Origin of the sequence: Pelomonas parva, from assembly GCF_043555835.1 — a bacterium.
Lineage (GTDB): Bacteria > Pseudomonadota > Gammaproteobacteria > Burkholderiales > Burkholderiaceae_C > Pelomonas > Pelomonas parva.
Map to the genome: position 1 here is coordinate 181,166 of NZ_JBIGHV010000008.1, position 20,781 is coordinate 201,946.

A 20,781-nucleotide genomic window follows, 5' to 3' on the forward strand; every position below is an offset into this window, starting at 1 on the left:
GTCGATGAGCCGGTCTGATTGGCAAAAAATACTGGATATACATACAGTATTGTGGTCACATCCAGGCTCCGGTTTCTTCCCCCGCTTTCCGCCTTCTGCCTTCCGTCTGGCCATGTTCTCCGCTCCTCTCGCCGCCGCCGCCAGCCCGCCTCCCCTCGGGTGTGCGCCCATGCAAGGCCCACCCGGCCGACCGTCGCTGGAAGCCCAGCTGCAAGGCCGGCTGTGGCGCGGCAGCAGCCTGAGCACCGCCGCCGACCCGACGCTGGCCAGCGGCTTCACGGCGCTGGACGCCGAGCTGCCCGGCGGCGGCTGGCCGTTGCGCGCCGTCACCGAGCTGCTGACGCCGCAGTTCGGCGTGCTGGAGTGGCGGCTGCTGGCGCCTGCCCTGCGTGGCTGGTGGGCCGCCCAGGCGCTACCGGCCGCCACTGCGGGCCGACGAGCGCGCGCCCCCGCGCTGCGCTCGCTGCTGCTCATCAACCCGCCGCACACGCCGCATCTGCCCGGCCTGCAGGCGCTGGGGCTGCCGCATGCGGCGCTGGTCTGGGTGTCGGCCGGCACGCCCGCACAAGCGCTTTGGGCGGCGGAGCAGGCCATCAAGTCGCGCGTGGCCGTGCTGGCCTGGCTGCCCGAGGCTCGGCCGGAGCAGGTGCGGCGGCTGCAGGTCAACGCGCTGAGTTCCGATGCGCCGGCTTTCCTCGTGCGGCCGGAGCGCGCGGGCCAGCAGTCCTCCGCCGCGCCGCTGCGCCTGGTCGTTCAACCGGGCGAGGGCTGGGGGTTGAACGTGCATCTGCTCAAGCGCCGCGGGCCGGCACACGAGGGCTGGCTGGAGTTGCCCGCCGTGCCGGGCGCGGTGGAGCCGCTGCTGACTGCCGCCAAACGCAAGCCTCTGCCGGCACCGATGCCTGCGCCCGCCCCCGCGCCGGCCAGCCCACCGACGGAGCGCGCCGATGCGCTGGCTCGCGCTGTGCTGCAAGCCTGATGCGCCCGCCGGCGATGCCGACGCCCTGGCCTGGCTGGCGCTGAGCTTCACGCCACGCGTCGCCCGGCTGGAGGAGGCGGTCGTCGCCGAGGTGGCGGCCAGCCTGCGGCTGTTTGGCGGCGCGCGGGCGCTGCGCCTCAAGCTGCAGGCGGACGCCGGGCAAGTCGGCTTGGCCGTGGGCGCCATGGCCTGGGCAACCACCGCGCTGGCCGCGCTGGCGCAGGCGCGCTGCCCCGACACGCCGCACGCGGGCCGCCTGAGCGAGCGCCTCGACGCGCTGCCGCTCGCGGCCCTCAGCGCCGCCCAGGCCCACCACGCGATGCTGGCCCGGCTGGGCTGCCGGCATCTCGGCGAGCTTCGCCGGCTGCCGCGCGCGGCGCTGGCCAGGCGCTTCGGCCCCGCGCTGCTGACGGCGCTGGACCAGGCCTATGGCGACCTGCCCGAGGTGCACACGTGGCTGACGCTGCCCGAACGCTTCGACGCGCGGCTGGAGCTGCCGTACCGCGTTGAGCACACGCCCGTGCTGCTGCACTTTGCCGAAGCGCTGCTGCGCCAGCTCTGCGCCTTCCTGGCCGCGCGCCATGCCGGCGTGCGTGCGCTGCGCCTGTCCTGGCAGCACGACGCGATGCGCGCCCGCGATGTGGCCGACGGCGGCGAGCTGACCGTGGCCACGGCCGACACGACGCGCGACCTGCACCGCCTGACGCGCCTGCTGGCCGAGCATCTAGCCCGCGAGACGCTGGCCGCGCCGGCCGGCGAGATCCGCCTGAGCGCCGACACCGTGCTGCCGCTGGAGGAAGGCAGCGCCAGCCTGCTGCCCGGCCCGAGCGACCCGCAGGAGCGCGCAACGACGAACGCGCTGCTGGAGCGGCTGTCCGTGCGCCTGGGCGCGGCGCACGTGCGTGAGGGCCGGCTGCACGAGGACCACCGGCTGGACCGCATGCAATGCTGGCAGCCCTGGCCGGCACCGCCCTCGGTCGCCGTGCGCCCGCCACCCGGGCCGCAGCCGACCTGGCTGGTCGAGCCGCCGCAGCCGCTGCGTTGCAATGCGCAGGAACAGCCGCTGTATGCCGGCGCCCTCATCCGCATCAGCGGGCCGCACCGCGTGGAGGCGGGCTGGTGGGACGGCGGTGTGCAGACGCGCGACTACTTCGTCTTCCGCAGCGCCACGCGCGGGCTGCTGTGGGTGTACCGCGAGCGGCTGCCAGTGGCGTCGTCCACCGGGGCAGGCTGGTTTCTGCACGGGGTGTTTGCATGAGCCCGCCGATCTCGGACCGCGACGAGCGCCTGGCCGACATGCGGGCACAGGGCTTCTCGTCGGACGCCGATCTGCGCCGGAACGCCAAGGCCCGCAGCCACCTGGCCACAGGCCATGCGGCGCCACGGCCCGCCGGCCATGTGCCGCGCTATGCCGAACTGCATTGCCTCACGGCGTTCAGCTTCCTGCGCGGCGCGTCCGAGCCGGCCGAGCTGGTGGAGCGCGCCGTCACTCTCGGCTACGACGCGCTGGCCATCACCGACGAATGTTCGCTGGCCGGCGTCGTGCGCGCACACAAGCAATTGCGCGAACTGCGCGAGGCGGCGCACCACGCCGCGCAGACGGCAGCGCGGGAGGCCTGCATGCCGGACGACGGCATCCCTCAGCCGCACCTGCTCCAGTTGCTGATCGGCAGCGAATTCCTCGTCCGCGACGACACCGGCACGCCGCGCTTCAAGCTCGTGCTGATCGCGCAGAACCTGAACGGCTACGGCAACCTCAGCCAGTTCATCACGCGGCTGCGGCAGGCCAGCCCCGTCAAGGGCGAGTACACGCTGCACTGGCGCCAGATCCCGCCCGAACGGCTCAGCGACTGCCTCGCGCTGATCGTGCTGCCGCGCAACGCGAGCGATGCCGAGTTGCTGTCGCCCGCGCAATGGCTGCTGCAGCACTTCACCGGCCGGGCCTGGATCGCCGTCGAACTCTTGCGCGAGGCCGGCGATGCACAGTGGCTGCAGCGCCTGCATCAACTGTCCGACGCCACCGCACTGCCGCTGGTCGCGGCGGGCGACGTGCACTTCCACGTGCGCTCGCGCAAGGCGCTGCAGGACGTGATGACCGCGACGCGGCTGAACCGCCCCGTGGCGGACTGCGGGTTCGACCTGCAGCCCAATGCCGAGCGGCATCTGCGCAGTCGCCAGCGCCTCTCGCAGACCTGCCCGCCCGAGCTGATGGCCGAGACGCTGCGCGTGGCCGCGCGCTGCACGTTCGAGCTGACCCAGATCAGCTACCAATACCCCAGCGAAGTCGTGCCGCCAGGGCGCACCGCCATGCAGCACCTGCGCGCGCTGACCGATGCCGGTGCCCGTGAACGCTGGCCGGCCGGCGTGCCCGAAGCGTTCCAGCGGCGCATCGAGCACGAGCTCACGCTCATCGCAGACCTGCGCTACGAGCACTACTTCCTGACCGTGGCCGAGGTCGTCGCCTTCGCGCGCAGCATCCACATCCTCTGCCAGGGCCGCGGCTCCGCCGCCAACAGCGTCGTCTGCTACTGCCTGCACATCACGTCGGTGGACCCGGCCGAGAGCACGCTGCTGTTCGAGCGCTTCATCAGCAAGGAGCGCAACGAGCCGCCCGACATCGACGTCGACTTCGAGCACGACCGCCGCGAAGAGGTCATCCAGCACCTCTACGAGAAGTACGGCCGCCACCGCGCCGCGCTCACCGCCGTCGTCATCTGCTACCGCCCGCGCAGCGCCATCCGCGACGTCGGCAAGGCACTGGGCTTCAGCGAAGAACAACTCGTGCTGATGGCCAAGGACCACGGCGGCTGGGCGCTCGACGTCTTCCCCGACGCCCACCGCGACGCCCTGCTGCAGCGCCTGGGCCTGGCCCCTGACGACACGCGCCTGCTGCAGCTCATCACGCTGGCCCGCCAGCTCAACGGCCTGCCACGCCACCTGTCCCAGCACGTTGGCGGCTTCGTGCTCACCGAGGGCCCGCTGGAGCGCCTCGTGCCCATCGAGAACGCGACGATGGCCAACCGCAGCGTCATCGAATGGGACAAGGACGACATCGACGAGCTGAAGATGATGAAAGTCGACGTGCTCGCCCTGGGCATGCTCAGCGCGCTGCGGCGCTGCTTCGAGCTCGTCAACCCGATGCGCGGCACCACCTACGACCTGGCCACCACGCCCCAGCAGTGCGAGGCCACCTACGACATGATCTGCGCGGCCGACACCGTCGGCGTGTTCCAGATCGAGAGCCGCGCGCAGATGTCCATGTTGCCCAGGCTGCGGCCGCGCTGCTACTACGACCTCGTCATCGAAGTCGCCATCGTGCGGCCCGGCCCCATCGAGGGCGGCATGGTGCACCCCTACCTGAAGAACCGCGCGCTGCCCGAACACGCCGTGCCCTACCCCAGCGAGGCGCTGAAGGAAGCGCTCTGGCGCACGCGTGGCGTGCCCATCTTCCAGGAGCAGGTCATGCAGGTCGCCATGATTGCCGCCGGTTTCAGCGCTGGCGAGGCCGACCAGCTGCGCCGCGCCATGGCCGCCTGGAAGCGCCCCGGCGTGCTGGAGCAGTACTACGACAAGGTCGTCAAGGGCATGCGCGAGCGCGGCTACACCGACGCCTTCGCCGAGCAGATCTTTGCCCAGATCAAGGGCTTCTCCAGCTACGGCTTCCCCGAGTCCCACGCCGCCAGCTTTGCGCTGCTCACCTACGTCAGCTGCTGGCTCAAATGCCACGAGCCGGCGGCCTTCCTGTGTGCGCTGCTCAACTCACAGCCGCTGGGCTTTTACTCACCCAGTCAGCTCGTGCAGGACGCACGGCGGCATGAGGTCGAGGTGCGCGCCATCGACGTGAACCACAGCGATGCCGACAGCACGCTCGAAGCCCGCGATGGCCAGCACCAGCCGGCGGTGAGGTTAGGTCTGCACCTCGTCAGCGGGCTAGGCACCGAGGCCGCCGCGCGCATCGAGACAGCCCGCAGCCGCGATGGCCAATTCGCCCACCCGCAAGACCTGGCTCTGCGCGCCCGCCTGAAACAGCAGGACATGCAGCACCTCGCCGCCGCCGACGCGCTCACCAGCCTCGCCGGCCACCGCCGCCAGCAGGTCTGGCAGGCCTCGGCCCTGCACTCGATGCCAGCGCTGCTGCAAGGCAGCCTGCTGCCCGAGGACGACCTCGAACTCCCCGCCGCCGCCGAGGGCGAAGAGGTGCTGTGGGACTACGCCGCCACCGGCCTCACGCTGCGCCGCCACCCGCTGGCGCTGCTGCGGCCACGCCTGGCCCGCGAGGGCTGGCTCAACGCCGCGCAGTTGGCGAACCACAAAGGCGGCCGCCCCGCCCGCGCCTGCGGCCTCGTCACCGGCCGCCAGAAACCGCAGACCGCCAAGGGCACGCTCTTCATCACGCTGGAAGACGAAACCGGCAACGTCGCCGTCATCGTCTGGCCCGACATCTACACCGAACACCGCGACGTCATCCTCGGCGCGCGGCTGCTGGCGGTGGAGGGTGTGTGGCAGCGAGGGGATGGGGATGTGCGGCACCTGCTGGCGCGGGGGTTCGTCAATCTGAATGAGCGGTTGGGGCGGCTGCAGACGGAGAGCCGGGATTTCAGGTGAGTCTCCGCAGAGAGCGGCCCCGCGTGAGCGGGGATGGACCCTCACCGTCTTCAATGGCGGGCTCGGATCGAAACAGCCTCAGCGCCGCCCGCGTTCACTGGCGGGCACACACCCACACCACGTCGCTCCTACCCCGCCTTCATCGGCATCGTGGTCCTGCACTTCGGGAATCCGGCACATCCCCAGAAGCGGCTACCGCCTCCCTTCGCCACACGCTCGACGAGCTTGCTGCCGCAGTTCACGCAGGTCGGCCGCCAGTAGTCGCCCTCCAGCGCGACCTCCAGCAGCGCCTGCTGCTGTTCAGGCGTGCGCTCGTCGATCAGCGCAAGCAGAGCATCCACGTCCAGCAGGTTGATGCTGTTCTCACGCGCGAACGTCACGGCGTCGGGTGTGAAGGTGGAGGTGGTCGCGAACTGCCCCCGCTTCACACCATGGGCAGCCATGACGCCCCGCAACTCGCGGATCTTGTCCACCCCGACCCGCTTGCCCTGCCAGTGCTTGCACTGCACGACGCTGACGGGCTGGTCGGGCACGCTCTTCGAATGGAGCCAGACATCCACACCGCCATCGGCACCATGCGCTTGCGAACGGGTATGGAAGCCGGCCTGCCGAAAGAGCGCTTCGACGACGGCCTCGAAGCGTCGCCATTCGATGGTCTCGAACACGACCGCACTCCACGCAGTGGGCCTGCTGGCCGGCGCCAAGGGCATCGGCGGCGGGGCTGCGGCCACCGCACCGGCCGCGGCAAGCACCGTCGCCGGATGCGATGCCGGCGAAGCACGCCGGCCCAGCCACAGCAGCACACCGCCAGCCGCCACCATCAGGAAGCCCAGCGGCCTCACAGCCGCCAGGGCACCCGCAAAGATGGACTGCCCGACGAAGAACGACGCCACCACCAGCACCACACCGAGAAGCAGCAGCCTCAAGGCCGCCTCTTGCCGACGCCTGACCGCGCGGCCGGATTTTTTGTCCCTTGCTGCCATTCGATTTCTCCCTGTTGCAGAAATCCTAACGGCGCCATCGGTCCGGCCGGCGCGAGCCATGGCCGACAGCGGAATAGGCCTGCGCCAGACACGCCCGACGCCGAGGGTGTAAGTTGCGGCCGGCCCGCCGCGACCACAGATCCACCGCCACCGCGAAATCCACCATGCTGATCCGCACCCCCTTCCCCCACGAGCCCCAACCCAGCGAGATCACCCCCCGCTCGGTCTACCTCAACCGCCGCAGCGCCCTGGCCGGCCTGGGCCTGGCCGCCGCCTCCCCACTGGCCCTGGCCCAAGGCGGCGCGCCTGGCGGCGGCAAGCTGGCCAAGCTGCCGGGCGCGCGCTCAGCCCTTGCCGGCGCCATGGTGCTGGACAAGCCCACCGCCTATGCCGATGCGGCGTCGTACAACAACTTCTACGAGTTCGGCACCGACAAGTCCGACCCCGCCGAGCGCGCCCACACGCTCAAGACCCGGCCGTGGACGGTTGTGGTGGAAGGCGAGTGCGCCAAGCCAGGGCGGTACGACATCGATGCGCTGCTCAAGCTCAGTGCCCAGGAGGAGCGCATCTACCGGCTGCGCTGCGTGGAAGGCTGGAGCATGGTGATCCCCTGGGTGGGCTATTCGCTATCCGAACTGATCAAGCGAGCGGAGCCCACCGGCAAGGCGAAGTTCGTCGAGTTCACGACGCTGGCGGACCGCGCCCAGATGCCGGGCCTGCGCTCGGGCGTGCTGGACTGGCCCTATGTGGAGGCGCTGCGCATGGACGAGGCCATGCACCCGCTGGCGCTGCTGACCTTCGGCATGTACGGCGAGGTGCTGCCCAACCAGAACGGCGCGCCGGTGCGCATCGTGCTGCCGTGGAAGTACGGCTTCAAGTCGGCCAAGAGCATCGTCAAGATCCGCTTCGTGGAGAAGCAGCCGCGCAGCAGCTGGGAGCAGAGCGCGCCGCAGGAGTACGGCTTCTATTCCAACGTGAACCCCAACGTGCCGCACCCGCGCTGGAGCCAGGCGACCGAGCGGCGCATCGGCGAGGACGGGCTGTTCGCCAAGAAGCGGCCGACGCTGATGTTCAACGGCTATGAGGCGCAGGTGGGCCAGCTGTACGCGGGCATGGACCTGAAACGCTTCTACTGATGAAACGCGCGCTGTCGGCCGCGCTGCTGAGCCGCGCCGCCAAGCCGGTGCTGTTTCTGCTCTGCCTGGCACCGCTGGCCTGGCTGGTCTACGCGGCGGTTTCCAACCGGCTGGGCGCCAACCCGGCCGAGGCTCTGATCCGCGATCTGGGCGACTGGACGTTGCGCGGCCTGTGGCTGACGCTGACCATCACACCGCTGCGCGAGGTGACAGGCCTGGCCGCGGTGGCGAGGTTCCGCCGCATGCTGGGCGTGTTCACGTTCTTCTATGCGTCCCTGCACATGCTGGCTTATGGCTGGCTGGACATGGGGCTCGCCCTGGACGACATCGCAAACGACATTGCCAAGCGGACATTTATCTTGATGGGCTTCACGGCCTGGGCGCTGATGCTGCCGCTGGCGGCCACCAGCTTCAACAAGGCGATCAAGGCGCTGGGGGCCAAGCGCTGGCAGGCGCTGCACAAGGCGGCCTACGCGGCGGCTGTCATCGCGCTGCTGCACTTCATCTGGATGCGCGCCGGCAAGCAGGACTTTGCCGAGCCGGCCGTCTACGGCGCCCTGCTCGCCCTGCTGCTGGGGTGGCGCGTAGCAAAGGCCTTGCGCCGCAGCCGATAGCTCACTGGTGCCAGATCTGCACGTCCTGCCGTGCGATCTCGCTCGCTGCGCCGGGCGCCTTCAGCCGCACGCTGAGAGTCTCCTTGCCCTGCGCGCCTTCCAGCCGCAGCACCGGGGTGACGAGGTAGGCGCCGGCGGCGATGTCGGCCGTCCACAGCGGCTTGTCGCTGGCCTGGCCTTGCGGGTTGATGGCGTGCAGATGCACAACGCCCGCGCGGCTGCTGTGCACGCGCAGCTGGAAGCGCGTGCCGCTGGGCAGACCGATGCGGCCGTCTGCGGCCGCGTGCTCGGAGCCGCCCACCAGCACGCCGGCCGTCAGCACGGGCTTGCCAGCCGAGCCGCCGCCGGCCCAGACGGCGAAGCGCGACCAGGTCTGACCGGGCGATTCGCCACGCGCAAGGCCGGTGACGAGGAAGGCCGCTGCCGCGCCGATGAACACGGCGAGCGCGAGCTTGAGGAAACGGGATGCCATGGCAGGCTCCTTCAAGGCAGGGACGGGTCGACGATGCGGCCCACGAACAAGGGCGCGCCGGTCGGCTTGTGGACGATGGCGAACACGAACGGCCGGTTGACGGCGCACACCGGCGCCGGTGCGCTGAAGGACTTGGCCAGGCCGACGGCCGCCGTGGCCGCCGCCGCCTCGCCGCCCTGCTCGTCCAGCGTGACGGCGACGGACTGGTAGACGTTGTCCAGGTAGACACCCTTGGCCGCGCGGCCCAGCAGCGGCGTGAAGTCGGCGCCCGGGCCGAACACGGCCTCCACACCCAGCGCCTGCAGCGTGGTCTTGAGCGCCTGCGGCTTGGGCGCGAGCTGCAGCTTGGGCATCTCCAGGCGACAGGTCAGCGGCTTGAGCGGGTCGCCCCAGGTGGCCAGGTCGCTGCCATCGATGTCGTCCAGCGCGGCCTGCAGGTCGCGGCCCTGCGGCGGCATGGCCAGCAGCACCGCGTAGCCGGGCGCGGCGAAGGGCAGCTCCATGACGGTGAGCTGGCCGACCTGGCCCATGCGGACCTCACGCTCGTCGCTCATCGTCGGCACCAGCTTGATCGCGCCGGGCGCCGTGTGGAAGGGCTTGGCGGCCGTGCGGGCCGGGTCGAAGGGCTTGAGCCACGGGCTCTTGAAGTGCAGCGCGCTGGTCAGCACCATGCGGCTGGCCGGCGTCACCGCGCCGGGCGGCAGCAGCGTCGGGATGCGCTGCGCGGTCTTGTCGGCGGCCCAGCGGTTGATGGTGCGGCGGGCGGCTTCGGCGTCAGCAAAGTTCAGCAGTGCGGCATCGGCCTGGTAGCGCTGCTGCACCCGCTCGGCGTAGGCGGCCGGCACCGCGCGGCCCGCGCTGCGCGCGATCCAGACACGGTTGGCCAGGCTCACGCCGCTGCCCGGCTGCTGCAACGCCGCCAGCAGGCGCGGCAGGTGGCTGGCCAACAGCCGCTCGCCCGCCGTGCGGCTGCCCACGAGGCCGGCCAGCTCGCGCGCGCCCAGCGGGCCGCTGCCGGCATGCACCAGGCCCAGGCCGGCGGCCAGCGACACGGGCGAGACCGCCACGTTCACCGCGCCGGCCGGCTCGCTGCCTGGCTGGCGCAGCAGGTCCAGCCCCAGCTCGGCAAGCGCGGCGCCGGCCGGCCCGCGCGAGGGCGACAGCGGCGGCGGCACGACGGCGGGCGCCGCTGTGTCGGCCGGGGCGCTGTCGATGACGATGTCCTTGCTGGGCGCGGAAGCGGCCTGGGGCGTCTGGGCATGGGCCAGGCCGGCGGCGGCCAGGCAGAGGTGGAGGAGGTGCAGCTTCATGGTCAGTTGACTTCGCTGATCTCGGCCACCGTGCTGGCGCCAAAGCGGCTGTCCATGGCGACGACGCCGAGGCTGCGCACCGTGGCGGCCGTGGCACTGCCGGTCACGAAGCCGCCGTCCTTGGACAGCTCCTTGCCGAAGTCGCGCGGCGAATTGGACAGGTAGGCCATGAAGTAGCTCTTGCCCGCCGGTCCGTGCGCCTGCAGCGCCCAGCTCTCGCGCGGGAAACGGTGCGTGCCCGCGGCCACCTTGTTGTTGGTGTCGCGGTCGTTGGGGAAGAGCTGGTAGTACTTGCCGTCGGTGCCCAGGTGCAGCAGGTACAGGTAGCCGGGCCGGTCGACGGAGACGGAGAAGTCCAGCAGGTCCTGGTTGATCTTGAGGCGCGGGTTGTTGACCTGGATGCCGACGCGGATGGTGGGGTCGGCCGCGCGGCGCAGGCTCTCCAGCGCGCCCGCGCCGTTGGCCACCGGCGCAGCACCGCCCGATGCACCGCCGCCCCCGCCGGACGCATCCGCCACGAAACTCATCGGCAGCCGCCCCTCGCCCAGCAGCGTGATGGTCTGCTTGCCGGACTTGCCGCCGTTGACGACGGCCTGCGAGCACAGCTTGAGTTCCTCGCCGTCGATGATGCCGTTGCGGTCGCGGTCGGCGCTGCGGTCCTGCAGGCAGCGGGCCCAGGCCACGGTGGCAGCGCTGCCTTTGTCGGCGGCCCAGGCCACTTCGTTGTCGGCGGCAGCGGCGATGTAGAGCATGCGGGCGGACTTGGCGGAGGCCACCACGCCCAGCGTGCGCGACAGCGACTTGGCATTCACCGCGTTGCCGCACTGATAGCCCTCGTCGTTGGCCGAGCCGGCCTTGGGCACGACGGCGAACTTCGGCGTGGAGCCGTCGGCACTGCGCGTCAGGCTCTTGGTGGCGTGGCCGCCGGAGAAGCAGGAGTCGTTCAGCATGACCACCTGGCTGGCCTTGGCCGACAGCGCCTGCAGCACGGACTGCAGATAGCTGTCGGCAACGATCTTCACGTCGGCCGACACCAGGCCCTCGGTGCACTTGCTGCCGTCGCGGCCGTCCACCTGGGCGCCGTGGCCCGAATAGAACAGGAAGACCTTGTCGCCTTCGCGCACACGCTCGTTCGCCAGTTGCTGGATGGCTTGAGCCATGCCCTGCGCGGACAGCTCCTTGTTGCGCAGCCAGCGGATGTTCTGGCGCGGCACGCCCATGCCTTCAGCGATCTGACTGGCCAGGCGGCCGTCGGCCTCGATGCCGGTGGGCGGCAGCTGGGCGCTCGTGCCCGCGTAGTCGATGGTCATGATGAGCGCATGGTTCTCGGCATGCGCCAGGCCGCCGAGCGACAGGCCGGCGGCGATGGCGAACGCGGCGCGCAGCCGCGAGGACAAGGCCAAGGGGAGGGGCAGGGCTTCAGGCTTGTTCATCGTCTGCTTCTCAAAAAGGTGGGTCGAAGGGGCTGTTGCAGGACAAGGACGCAGCGGCGGCGCCGATGTCAGGAAAGTGCATTGATCTCGGCCGCGCGCCTTCACAAAAGCGTTCACTGCGGTTTGACGAAGCGCACGTCCAGCCGCCCATCGCCCGGCCAGGCCAGGCTGCGGACCTGCAACTCAGGCTCCAGCGCCGCACGGGCCGCAGCCGGCAGCTCGGCCGTCAGGCGCCAGCCCGCGCCGTCGCGCTGCAAGGCGGATGACACTCCTTGCGCCGACAACGCCAGCTGCAGGCGCAGCGCTGCCTGCTCCGGCTCGGCTGCCACGACGACGGCCCCGCCCTGCAGCGTCTTCGGCAACGACTTGGGCTGGCCGGGCCTGGGCGGCGGCGCGGGCGTGTGCGGGGGTGGCTCCACCACCTCGTCGCCACCGCCCTCGTCCTGCGGCTGCTGCAACAGCGGCGTCGACACCACCACGAAGGCGAGCAGCGCCGCCGCCCCGTAGCCATAGCCCATGCGGCCTTGCGGGGCGTTCCACCACGCGCTCAGCGCGGCCAGCAGGCCGGTGGGCCGAGCGGGCACCGCATCAGCGAACGCGCCACGGGCACGCAGCATGTTCATCAGGCGCTTTTCCTGCTCCGCATCGGCGGCAGGAACAGCGGCAACGCGCTGCTCGAAATAACCTCTCAACTCGGCGGCCTGGCGCTCCGCCGCATCGGCGGGGGCGGCCTGGCCGGCCAGCACGGCGAGCCAGCGCTCGTCCTGTGAACCTGTGAGCATCGCCCTCACTCCTTGCAATGCTGAAAATAGTCGCGCGCCAGCTGGCACGCCCGGTAGACGCGGTCCCGTGCCGCGCCCTCTGCCGCCTTGCTGACCCGCGCGGGCGGCGCGCCGAAGAACACCGCGATCTCGCGGGCCGACCAGCCCTGGGCCTTGAACAGCAGCACCTGGGCGGTGAGCGGCTCGTCCTTCTCGAACTGCGCGGCGGCTCGCTGCACGCAGTTGCGCACCCAGGCCGGCAGCTCGGTGTCGCCGGCCACGGTCTCCTGCACGGCCAGCCAGGCGTCGGCGTCGAAGGCCAGCTCCAGCGGCCCGCCCTGCGCGCTGCCGCCGCGGCTGAGGGCGGCCCGCTTGCGCGCCCAGTCGATCAGCTCGTTGCGGGCCAGCGTCCACAGCCAGACCTCGGCCGGGCAGTCCTGCGGCGGCTGGGTGATGAAGTTCAGCACCACCTCGCTCGTCAGCTCCTCGGCCTCGGCCTCGCCGACCTTGTTGTTGCGGAAGAAGCCCTGCAGGCGCCGGCTGCGGTGGCGCAGCAGCAGCGCCGCCGCCCGCTCGCGGCCGGCAGCGCCGGTCCTGGCCGCCTCGGCGGCCTGCGTGGCAATGCCGTCGTCCGCCAGCGTGGAACGGCGCGCGGCCGTGGGGTCAGGGCTTGCCGTGGTCAAGGGGCGTCACTCCGCGCGGCGGATCTCGACGCGCCGGTTGACGGCCGACTCGGCCGCGCCCTGCTGCAGCGGCTTGGCGCTGCCAAAGCCATAGGCACTCAGCCGCTCCGCCGCGACACCGCGCTTGAGCAGGTGCTTGCGCACGGCAATGGCCCGCGCGCAGGACAGCTCCAGGTTGATGCGGTCCTCGCCCGTCGCGTCGGTGTGCCCGGCCACGGCAAAGCGGCGCTGCGCCATGTCGGGCTCCTTCAGCACGGCGGCCAGGCGGTCCAGCACCTGCTGGCTGGCGGCGGCGATGGCGTCTGAGCCGGTGGCGAACTGGATGGCCAGGTTGACGTTGGCCGCGCCCGCGCCGCCGTAGGGCACGACGCCCAGGCTGCGCGTGCCGCCACCCGTGGCGGGGCTGGGGTCGCCGCCGGCGCAGGCGCCGTCGGTGCTGGGCGGCGCGGTGCGCGTGAAGCTGCGCGTGGTGGCCACCTTGGGCGGCGCGCCCAGCAGCGCGCGCAGCTCGTCCTGGCTGGGGTTGGCCAGCGGCGCCTCCTGCGCCTGGGCCAACGCCGTGCAGCCCAGCAGGGCCAGCGCCAGCAGGTGCCGCCTCATGGCGCCGTCTCGCGCAGCGTGGCCATGGCCGCGCCATAGCTGCCGGGCACGGCCAGCTCGCCGCGCGCCACGCTGGCCTGCAGGGCCATCAGGTCCAGCGGCTGCACGCTCAGCACGGCGACGAAGTAACCCACGCCGGCCGGGCCGCGAGCGGTCATGCGCCAGTTCGGGCGCGGCAGCTGCAGCGTGTTGCCGGCGGGCACGAAGTTGGCGCCGTCGATGGCGTTGGGGAAGAGCAGGCTCTGCGTGCGGCCATCAGTGCCGACCTGGATCAGGTAGACGTGGCCGGAAACGCCCGGCGTCACGCTGGCGCCGAGCGTGTCGCCCATGCGGATCTGCTCGCTGGACAGCTTCAGCGCGATGGGCAGGGCGCCGGAGGCGCTGCGCATCAGCGTGTCGACGCGCGCCAGGCTGCCGCTGTCGGGCGCCGTGGGGGTGCTGGCGCCGCAGCCGGCCAGGCCGGCGGCGACCAGGAGGGCGGCGATGAAGGAACGGGTTTTCATGTCGAAATCTCCTGAGGCGTTCAGCGCGGCGTGGGAACCAAGCGGTCGCTCGGCGACGTTACGGGCGTCGGCGCATTGGCCGGGCGGTTCGCCGCCGGCGCCGGGCGCATGCCGCTGACGCGGCGCACTTCCACGCGGCGGTTCACGGCGGCCGTGGGGCGGGACGGGTCTGCCAGGCGCGCATAGCCGAAGCCGATGGCCTGCAGCCGCTGGGCGCCGATGCCGTGCACGTCGATGAGGTAGGCACGCACGGCATTCGCGCGGTCCATGCTGAGGCGCACGTTGTAGGCGGCGTCGCCCACCTTGTCGGTGTGGCCGCCCAGCTCGAAGCCGGACACGGCCAGGGCCTTGTCGTTCAGTGCCAGGGCCAGTTCATCCAGTTGGCGCTTGCCCTGGGTCATCAGCTCGGCGGAGTCGAAGCCGAACTGCACCTGCAGGCTGATGGCGGGGTCGCGGCGCGGCGGTCGGCTGCTGCCGGGCGCGCCGGGGTTGTCCAGCACCACGTCCTTGGGGTTCAGCGCCTCCAGGATCTTGGGCGCGCCGACGACGGGCGGCGGGATTTCTTCGGCCTGGGCCACGCCGGCTGCGGCGAGGCCAGCCAGCGCGAGCAGGCTGCGTCTGTGCATCTTCATGATGTGCTCCTGCTTCACTGGGCTTGCGAGACGGCCTGCTCGATGGCCGGGAACTTGCCGCGCGGCACCAGTTGCAGGTACAGCGAGCCGATGCGGCCGTCCTGGCGGTAGGCCGGCTGGTCGCTGCGGCCTTCAGGGCTGGCCTTGGCGTGGCGCACCGACACGACCAGGCGCTCGTTGGCCGGGCGGTTCATCAGGAAATACTCGTTGGCGCCCAGCGGCAGGTCGACGGTCTCGCCGGCCTTGATCTGCACCGACAGGCCCGCCTGCGGGTAGACCTGGCCGGTGCGGCGGCCGTACCAGAGGTCACCGATGACCTGGTCGACGGCGGCCACGGCGTCGAAGGTCGCCGTCACGCGCACCTTGAAGCGCTCGCCCGGCTGCAGCGGCGCGCCCATGCCGCGCAGCTCGCGCTTGCGGCCGGCGGCGTCCAGCACCACCTGGCGCAGGATCAGGCCCTGGTAGTTGAACTGCTGGCTCCAGTTGCGCGCGGCGGCGCTGGCGCCCGGGCCCACCAGCGGCAGGTCCGGCAGGCCGAGGATGACCGGCAGCGGCTGGTAGGTGTCGCCCGCGGCGGCCCCGGCCAGCGTCAGCGGCACGGACTGCACGCTGCCCACCGGCGTCTCCGGCACCGCGCCAAGCTGGCCGGCCCAGTGGTTGAACGCATTGAAGGCGGGCACGTGCTCGACGGCGACGGATTTCTCCTGCGCGCTAGCGGCTCCAGCGAAGCACAGCGTGGCGGCGAGCGCGAAGGTCTTGATCTTGTTCATGGACGTCTCCTCGGCGCTCAGCGGCTGTGGGCGATCTTGATGGTGGTGACCAGGCCCTGGCCGCCCTCGTTGACGATGTAGGTGGTCGTCGGCGTGCTCTGCACATCGACGCGGATGTCCTTGGACGCGCCGCCGCCCTCCTTCAGCGAGCGCAGCCACTGGCTGACCCAGGCGAAGAGGCCGCTCTCCTGCACCGGCTCCATGACGACGTGCAGCTGGTCGACGCCGGAGTTGCCGGTCAGCGCCAGGCGCGGCGTGATCAGCTCCTGCCCCTGGCGCAGTTCGCCGCGCCAGACGGGCTCGCTGCCCAGTTCGCCACGCGGGTTGGTGTTGAACAGCGACACGCGCGAGTCCCGCGAGCCGAGCACCTTGATGCGGAAGCGGTCGCCGGTGCGGAACAGCACATCGGTGCTCTTGGGCGTGAGGCTGCCGTCGGGCGCTTCCAGCAGCACGCTGACGCTCATCGCATCACCGGCAGCGGCCGGCGACGCGTTGACGACCGGCGAGCTGACGCGGTCGATCACCACGTCCTTGGCACGGTCGGTCGCCGCTGACAGGCCACAGGCCAGGGCCAGGGCGGCCGCGACGGCGGCGCGCTGGTTCAGCTTCATCTTGTTCATCAGGGGCTCCTTCTCGGAAAGGTCCAGCCGGAGCGGGACGGGGGATTGAGGTAGTGCCAGGGACGCGGCCGGCGAAAAAACGTCAGGCCAAGGGCGCGGTGATTGCACGCGACCTCACAACCGGATCATGTTGCCGCGCCCCGCGAAGGCGAACATAGGGGTCTGCACCTTGCAGCCACCGTCCTTGCGGCACAGCACCCGGGAGGTTTCCAGCACCTGCTTCTGCACATGCTCCAGGAACACCTGCTCCAGCGACAGCTGGCCCTTGGACGCCGCCAGGCCGCGCAGCAGCCGCGACGTGAACAGGCCGCCGTTGGGCGGGTCCTCCAGCGACAGCTCCTCGGGCTGCGAGGCCGCCAGCACCGCGAAGTGGCGGGTCGCCAGCGCCGCGTTCGCTTTTGCCGCGCGGGCCATCGCCTCGGGCTCGGGCGAGACATTGCCGCTGCGCACGTCCACGCCCTGGGCCGTCACCACCGCGCTGGGCATGAGCCGGGCCACGCCGCCGGCATGGCAGGTGTCCACCACCAGCACGATGCGCCGCGCCGGCAGGTTGCCGGTCATGCTCTGCAGCTGCCAGAAGTCCAGCGCGTTGGCGTCGCCCTGGCCGCCAAAGTCCGCCAGCACGGGCAGGCCGAAGCCGGACGGGCCGAACTCCTTGGGCGCGCCATGGGCCGAGATGGCGATCAGCACCAGGTCGTCCTCCTGCGTCTTGGCGGCCAGCTCCATCAGCTGCTGGCGCACCGCGCCGCTGGTGGCCTGGGCATCGACGAGCGTGCGGATGTTGCCCTTGTCGAAGCCCATGCCGGGCAGCGCCTTGGCCATGTTGGCGACGTCGTCGGCGACGCCGGGCAGGTCGCCGGGGTCCAGGTGCGGCCGCAGGCGCTGGCGCACAGGACCGTAGTCGGACATGCCGATCAGCAGCGCGAAGCAGCGCCTGGGCGGCGGCATGGGCTGGTCGGGTGCAGCCGGCGCGGGCTCGGGCGGCAGCACCACGGGCGTGGCGCCGGCCACCAGCGGCGGCGGCTCGTCGAGCAGCTCCTGCAGGCGCTGCGGCGTCAGGCCGCGCAGCCGCGTGCCGATGCGGGTGGCCAGCTGGGCGGCAGCCTTCTCGGCGGCCTGCTCCTGCGCGCGGCGCTCGCCGAACTCGCGCGTCTCGGGCGTCAGCGTCGCGAGCATCTGGCCCACGGCCGTTTCCGAGGCCAGGATGCTGCGGCCGACGAACACGCGGGCCTCCAGCCGCACCTCGGCCATCACCGTGTCGCTGCCCGGTCGCGGGCGCACGTTCTGGTAAAGCGAGAACACCAGCGAGAAGCCGGCATCGGGCGCGAAGGTGACCAGCATCGCCGGGCCCTGGTCGAGCAGCTGGTAGGTGCGCGCGTCGGGCTGCACGACGGTGAGCTTCTGCTTGATGAAGGCGTCCTCCAGCACGCGGGTGGCCGCCGCGACGGTGGGGTCCAGGCGCGACGGCGCGTTCACGCGCTCCTTGCGGTAGAGCACGGTCAGCAGGTCGGTTCGCACCGGACCGCCGATTGCCGCCAGGCCGGGCAGCGCGGGCAAGGCCATGCCGGCGCCCAGCAGGGTCAGGGTCTGGCGCCTGCGGATTTGGATCGTTTTCATCGCTACTCCCAGCGGGTCTTGCGCAGCGAAGCGTCGGTGATGATGGCGAAGTCAGTTTCGCTGGGCTGCACGTCCGCCAGCTTGCGCACGACGGCGCACTGGCTGGTCTCGGTGCCCACGCCGGTGCAGCGCACCAGCGCGATGGGCTTGGTGATGCCGAACTTCTCGCTGTCACCCACCGTGATGAGCTTGGAACGGAAGACGATCAGCTCGTCGCCGTCCTGGAAGCCATGCTGCTGGCCACCCATCAAGGCCATGTCGTTCCCGTCCACGACCGTGACCACCCCCTGCGGGCGCAGGATGCCCTCGATGCGCTGCCCGGCCAGCACGAAAGCACGGCGCAACGCGCGCTGGTAGTCGATCATCAGCTTGTTGCGGATGGCGGGGTCGCTGGGGCTCTCGCCGGGCATCAGCACCGCGCGGTCGCCGCTGACCAGGCCCGTCCTGCCCTCCACCTGCACGGCCGTGCCGAGCAGGTATTTGCCGGTGTAAATGTCCTTCATCTGCACCGACAGCAGCACGCTGGTGTGCGCCGCCTGCACGCCGCCTTCCAGCGGCTTGAACTCCTGGTTGGCGGCAATGATCTGCGCATCGATCATGACGTCGGCCTGCTCGGCGGTGACCGTCGAGCGCAGGTCGTAGACCTCGAAGCGCCGGCTCTTCAGGATGGTGTCGGTGAACAGCCGCGTCAGGCCCAGCGGCGTGATGTCCACCAACTGCGCCATCTCGGGCGGGAAGTGCGCCTTGTCCGCCCCGTCGGCCGTGCGCAGCATGTCCACGTAGACCTTGGTCATGCGGCCTTCGGTGCGCAGCTTGTTCAGGCGGCCGTAGTCGGCACTGGGCGGCATCACCAGACTGCTCACCACCTCGACCTTCTGCGCCACCGCGCAGGACGGCAGCGTGGCGACCATCGCCAAGGCCAGCAAGACCTTCGTCAGCAGCGGCTTCATTTGCTGCCCTCCTTCTTCACGGGCGCCTTGGCGGGCGCGGCCTTGGGCGCCGGCTTGGCGGGCTTCTTGCCCTTGGCGTCCTTCTTGGCGTCGGGCGGCGGCGGCACGGGCGCCGCCTTGGGCGGTGGCGGTGGCGGCTTCACGACCAGCGTCTTGCAGGCCTCGGCCGCAGTCTCGTAGACGAACACGGCCTGGGGGCTGGGCACCGGGCGGATGGCGACCGAGCCCAGGTAGAGGGTCGCGTGCCGGGCCTGGCCCTCGCGGTTGGCGAAGATCAGCCGCATCAGCTGGTTGTCGCCCCATTCACCATACTTCTCGCTGACGCGCAGCTGCACCCTGGACAGCGGTTCGGCATCGGCCGTCGTGCGCTCGCGATGGTCGGAGGTCAGCAGTTGCGCGGGCAGCTGCTGCTCCTGCAGGCTGGTGCCCGGCGACTCCATCGCATTGACGAAGGTGAAGCCGTCGGCCTTCTCCTTGTCGTTGAAATAGGCGGCGGCGAACTCCTCGCGCTCCGACTTGCTCACGGCCAGGTCCACCATGCGGCCGGCCTCAGGGCGGTCGCATTCGCCGATGCGCTGCAGCATGCCCGGCGCATCGCTGCGGAACAGCGCGCCCTTGAACAAGCCCGCCGTTTCCTCGCGCTTGTTCAGCTCGGCGAAGACGTCCTTGGCGCTGGCCATGTTCATCGGCTTGTCGCCGTCGACGAAGACGAAGCTCTTCTTGGTGCCGACCAATCGGGTGAAGAAGTTGCCGCCCTCCTCGCTCGACGCGCCCAGCTCCACCCCCTTGGCCGCCGTCTCCACGGCCACCTTGGCCAGCGGCGCGGCCTCGTAGACGAAGTCCAGCATCATCGGCAGAGACATCAGCAGCGGCCCCAGCCCCTGCTGCTTCTCCTTGGCCGCCTCGCCGACGGCCTGCACGAAATTGGCCGTCATCGCGCCGAAGGCGACGATGCCGGTCATGGTCTGCAGATAGGTCTTGGTGCGCCGGACCACGTCATCCGTCTCGGTGCGGTAGGCCTTGAAGGCCTCGGGCTGGACCCGCTGCAGGTAGCTCAGTGCCAGGTTTTGCGCCGCCATGTCCTTGGCGAAGTCACCGACCTTGAGCTTGCCCAGGTCCCGCTCCATGAAGGCCATGTCCTCCTGCGACAGGCTGGCCGCCAGCTCGGCCGACTTCTCGCCACCACTGGTGTCGTTGGCGGCCAGCGCTTTGTTGCGCTCGGTCATGGCCGCGAACAGCAGCTTGGCCGCTTCCTCGCGCCGGTGGATGACCTTGCCGAAGTCGGTCTTCAGGCCTTCCAGGTCCTTCTGCGCGCGCTTCAGCAGCTTGCCGGTGACCTTGGCGCCCACCACCAGCGCCGCCATCGTCACCACGCGCTTGGCCTGGGTGGCGTTCATGCCGGCGGGGGGCGGCAGCTTGACGGTCTCGGCGGCCAGCGCGGCGGGATCGTCGAGCATGGACTGCAGATAGTCGTCCAGCGCCTTGCTGGCCGCGCTGGCCACGGACTGCTTGACCAGCTCGATGGCCGCCTTGACGGCCGTTTCCTTGAGGGTGTCGCTGATGTTGAAGTTGCCGGACGTGAGCTGGGTCGTCGCCGTGTCCAGGGCTCCGCCCAGCAAGACGGCGGCCTTGGCCGCCTTGCGCATGCGCATCTCTTCCTGCATGGCCCGCAGCGTGCCCACCAGCTCGGCGCCATTGACCGTGCCCTTGGCGAACAGCATCCCCAGGTCGGCCGACATGGGCTCACCCGGCGCGGCCTGGCCGGCCTGGGCCTGCAGCGCCGCGTTCCTGAGCGACTCGGGCGTCGGCTGTGTCTGCAGCCCGGCGGCGGGCGGCTGGTTGAACAGGCTCTTGACGAGGTCGACGGCGCTGTTGTTCTGCGCAAGGGCCGGGGCCGTGAACAGCAGCGCCGCGCACACGGTGGCACGCAGCGGATGCGCACCGAGCGACGGGCCAGGGCGCCCTCGGGAGGTGCACGGGTTCTTCATGCCCCACCCCCAGCGGCGTGCCTGCCGCCCGCGCCGCGTCTCCCCATCCCGTTCATCGCCAACTCCCTGGACTTGACGGCCTCGCCGTAACAACATGCTACCGACGCGGCATGACAACTGCCAGA

At 71.0% G+C, this 20,781-nt stretch carries 19 protein-coding genes; 5 read left to right on the forward strand and 14 right to left on the reverse strand.

Going from position 1 to position 20,781, the window contains the following annotated elements; translation table 11 throughout:
• The first annotated feature begins 112 nt into the window (after positions 1 to 112).
• Genes imuA through ACG00Y_RS20985 form a run of 3 tightly spaced genes read left to right on the forward strand, consistent with a single transcriptional unit; the run spans position 113 to position 5,584 of the window.
• The gene (gene imuA / locus ACG00Y_RS20975; RefSeq protein WP_394482243.1) at positions 113 to 979 is read left to right on the forward strand and encodes a translesion DNA synthesis-associated protein ImuA; all 867 of its coding nucleotides are present in this window, start codon (positions 113 to 115) and stop codon (positions 977 to 979) included.
• Positions 948 to 2,237 carry a DNA polymerase Y subunit UmuC family protein gene (locus tag ACG00Y_RS20980; RefSeq protein WP_394482245.1) on the forward strand — a complete coding sequence of 430 codons (1,290 nt, stop codon included), beginning with the start codon at positions 948 to 950 and terminating at the stop codon, positions 2,235 to 2,237. Before imuA ends, ACG00Y_RS20980 begins: the two co-directional genes overlap by 32 nt.
• Positions 2,234 to 5,584 (forward strand): error-prone DNA polymerase, encoded by a 3,351-nt coding sequence (locus tag ACG00Y_RS20985; protein ID WP_394482246.1) that lies wholly within the window; start codon positions 2,234 to 2,236, stop codon positions 5,582 to 5,584. Before ACG00Y_RS20980 ends, ACG00Y_RS20985 begins: the two co-directional genes overlap by 4 nt.
• A 128-nt stretch (positions 5,585 to 5,712) precedes the next feature.
• On the opposite strand, the gene ACG00Y_RS20990 is transcribed toward ACG00Y_RS20985, so the two are convergent.
• Positions 5,713 to 6,510 carry a restriction endonuclease gene (locus ACG00Y_RS20990; protein ID WP_394482248.1) on the reverse strand — a complete coding sequence of 266 codons (798 nt, stop codon included), beginning with the start codon at positions 6,508 to 6,510 and terminating at the stop codon, positions 5,713 to 5,715.
• Between the two features lie 221 nt (positions 6,511 to 6,731).
• Between ACG00Y_RS20990 and msrP the strand changes: the two genes are divergently transcribed.
• Positions 6,732 to 7,703 carry a protein-methionine-sulfoxide reductase catalytic subunit MsrP gene (gene msrP, locus ACG00Y_RS20995; protein ID WP_394482250.1) on the forward strand — a complete coding sequence of 324 codons (972 nt, stop codon included), beginning with the start codon at positions 6,732 to 6,734 and terminating at the stop codon, positions 7,701 to 7,703.
• A complete protein-coding gene (locus tag ACG00Y_RS21000) occupies positions 7,703 to 8,317 on the forward strand; it encodes a protein-methionine-sulfoxide reductase heme-binding subunit MsrQ (protein WP_394482251.1) in 615 nt (204 codons plus the stop codon). The genes msrP and ACG00Y_RS21000 overlap by 1 nt, the downstream gene beginning before the upstream one ends.
• Before the next feature lies 1 nt (position 8,318).
• On the opposite strand, the gene ACG00Y_RS21005 is transcribed toward ACG00Y_RS21000, so the two are convergent.
• From ACG00Y_RS21005 to ACG00Y_RS21065, 13 genes are all read right to left on the reverse strand, one after another.
• Complete coding sequence (locus ACG00Y_RS21005; protein WP_394482253.1) at positions 8,319 to 8,789, reverse strand: hypothetical protein; 471 nt, start codon at positions 8,787 to 8,789, stop codon at positions 8,319 to 8,321.
• A gap of 11 nt (positions 8,790 to 8,800) precedes the next feature.
• On the reverse strand, positions 8,801 to 10,099 hold the full coding sequence (locus ACG00Y_RS21010; protein ID WP_394482255.1) for a serpin family protein: 1,299 nt from the start codon (positions 10,097 to 10,099) through the stop codon (positions 8,801 to 8,803).
• A gap of 2 nt (positions 10,100 to 10,101) precedes the next feature.
• Positions 10,102 to 11,532, reverse strand: coding sequence for a DUF4384 domain-containing protein (locus tag ACG00Y_RS21015; protein WP_394482257.1), 1,431 nt, complete (start codon positions 11,530 to 11,532; stop codon positions 10,102 to 10,104).
• Positions 11,533 to 11,645: 113 nt separating this feature from the next.
• Complete coding sequence (locus tag ACG00Y_RS21020) at positions 11,646 to 12,314, reverse strand: hypothetical protein (RefSeq protein ID WP_394482259.1); 669 nt, start codon at positions 12,312 to 12,314, stop codon at positions 11,646 to 11,648.
• Positions 12,315 to 12,319: 5 nt separating this feature from the next.
• Positions 12,320 to 12,976, reverse strand: a complete 657-nt coding sequence (locus ACG00Y_RS21025) for an RNA polymerase sigma factor (protein WP_394482261.1) — start codon at positions 12,974 to 12,976, stop codon at positions 12,320 to 12,322.
• A gap of 6 nt (positions 12,977 to 12,982) precedes the next feature.
• Entirely contained in the window at positions 12,983 to 13,576 is a 594-nt protein-coding gene (locus tag ACG00Y_RS21030) for an OmpA family protein (RefSeq protein WP_394482263.1), read from the reverse strand.
• Positions 13,573 to 14,079: a DUF4384 domain-containing protein gene (locus ACG00Y_RS21035; RefSeq protein ID WP_394482264.1), complete on the reverse strand. Its 507-nt coding sequence runs from the start codon at positions 14,077 to 14,079 to the stop codon at positions 13,573 to 13,575. Before ACG00Y_RS21035 ends, ACG00Y_RS21030 begins: the two co-directional genes overlap by 4 nt.
• Before the next feature lie 20 nt (positions 14,080 to 14,099).
• On the reverse strand, positions 14,100 to 14,711 hold the full coding sequence (locus ACG00Y_RS21040; RefSeq protein ID WP_394482266.1) for an OmpA family protein: 612 nt from the start codon (positions 14,709 to 14,711) through the stop codon (positions 14,100 to 14,102).
• Between the two features lie 14 nt (positions 14,712 to 14,725).
• Positions 14,726 to 15,481 (reverse strand): hypothetical protein, encoded by a 756-nt coding sequence (locus tag ACG00Y_RS21045; protein ID WP_394482268.1) that lies wholly within the window; start codon positions 15,479 to 15,481, stop codon positions 14,726 to 14,728.
• 17 nt (positions 15,482 to 15,498) lie between these two features.
• Complete coding sequence (locus ACG00Y_RS21050) at positions 15,499 to 16,101, reverse strand: hypothetical protein (protein ID WP_394482270.1); 603 nt, start codon at positions 16,099 to 16,101, stop codon at positions 15,499 to 15,501.
• A 114-nt stretch (positions 16,102 to 16,215) separates the two neighbouring features.
• Positions 16,216 to 17,718, reverse strand: a complete 1,503-nt coding sequence (locus ACG00Y_RS21055) for a caspase family protein (RefSeq protein WP_394482272.1) — start codon at positions 17,716 to 17,718, stop codon at positions 16,216 to 16,218.
• A gap of 2 nt (positions 17,719 to 17,720) precedes the next feature.
• Positions 17,721 to 18,668: a hypothetical protein gene (locus tag ACG00Y_RS21060; protein ID WP_394482274.1), complete on the reverse strand. Its 948-nt coding sequence runs from the start codon at positions 18,666 to 18,668 to the stop codon at positions 17,721 to 17,723.
• The gene (locus ACG00Y_RS21065) at positions 18,665 to 20,656 is read right to left on the reverse strand and encodes a hypothetical protein (protein WP_394482276.1); all 1,992 of its coding nucleotides are present in this window, start codon (positions 20,654 to 20,656) and stop codon (positions 18,665 to 18,667) included. The genes ACG00Y_RS21060 and ACG00Y_RS21065 overlap by 4 nt, the downstream gene beginning before the upstream one ends.
• Positions 20,657 to 20,781: the final 125 nt, after the last annotated feature.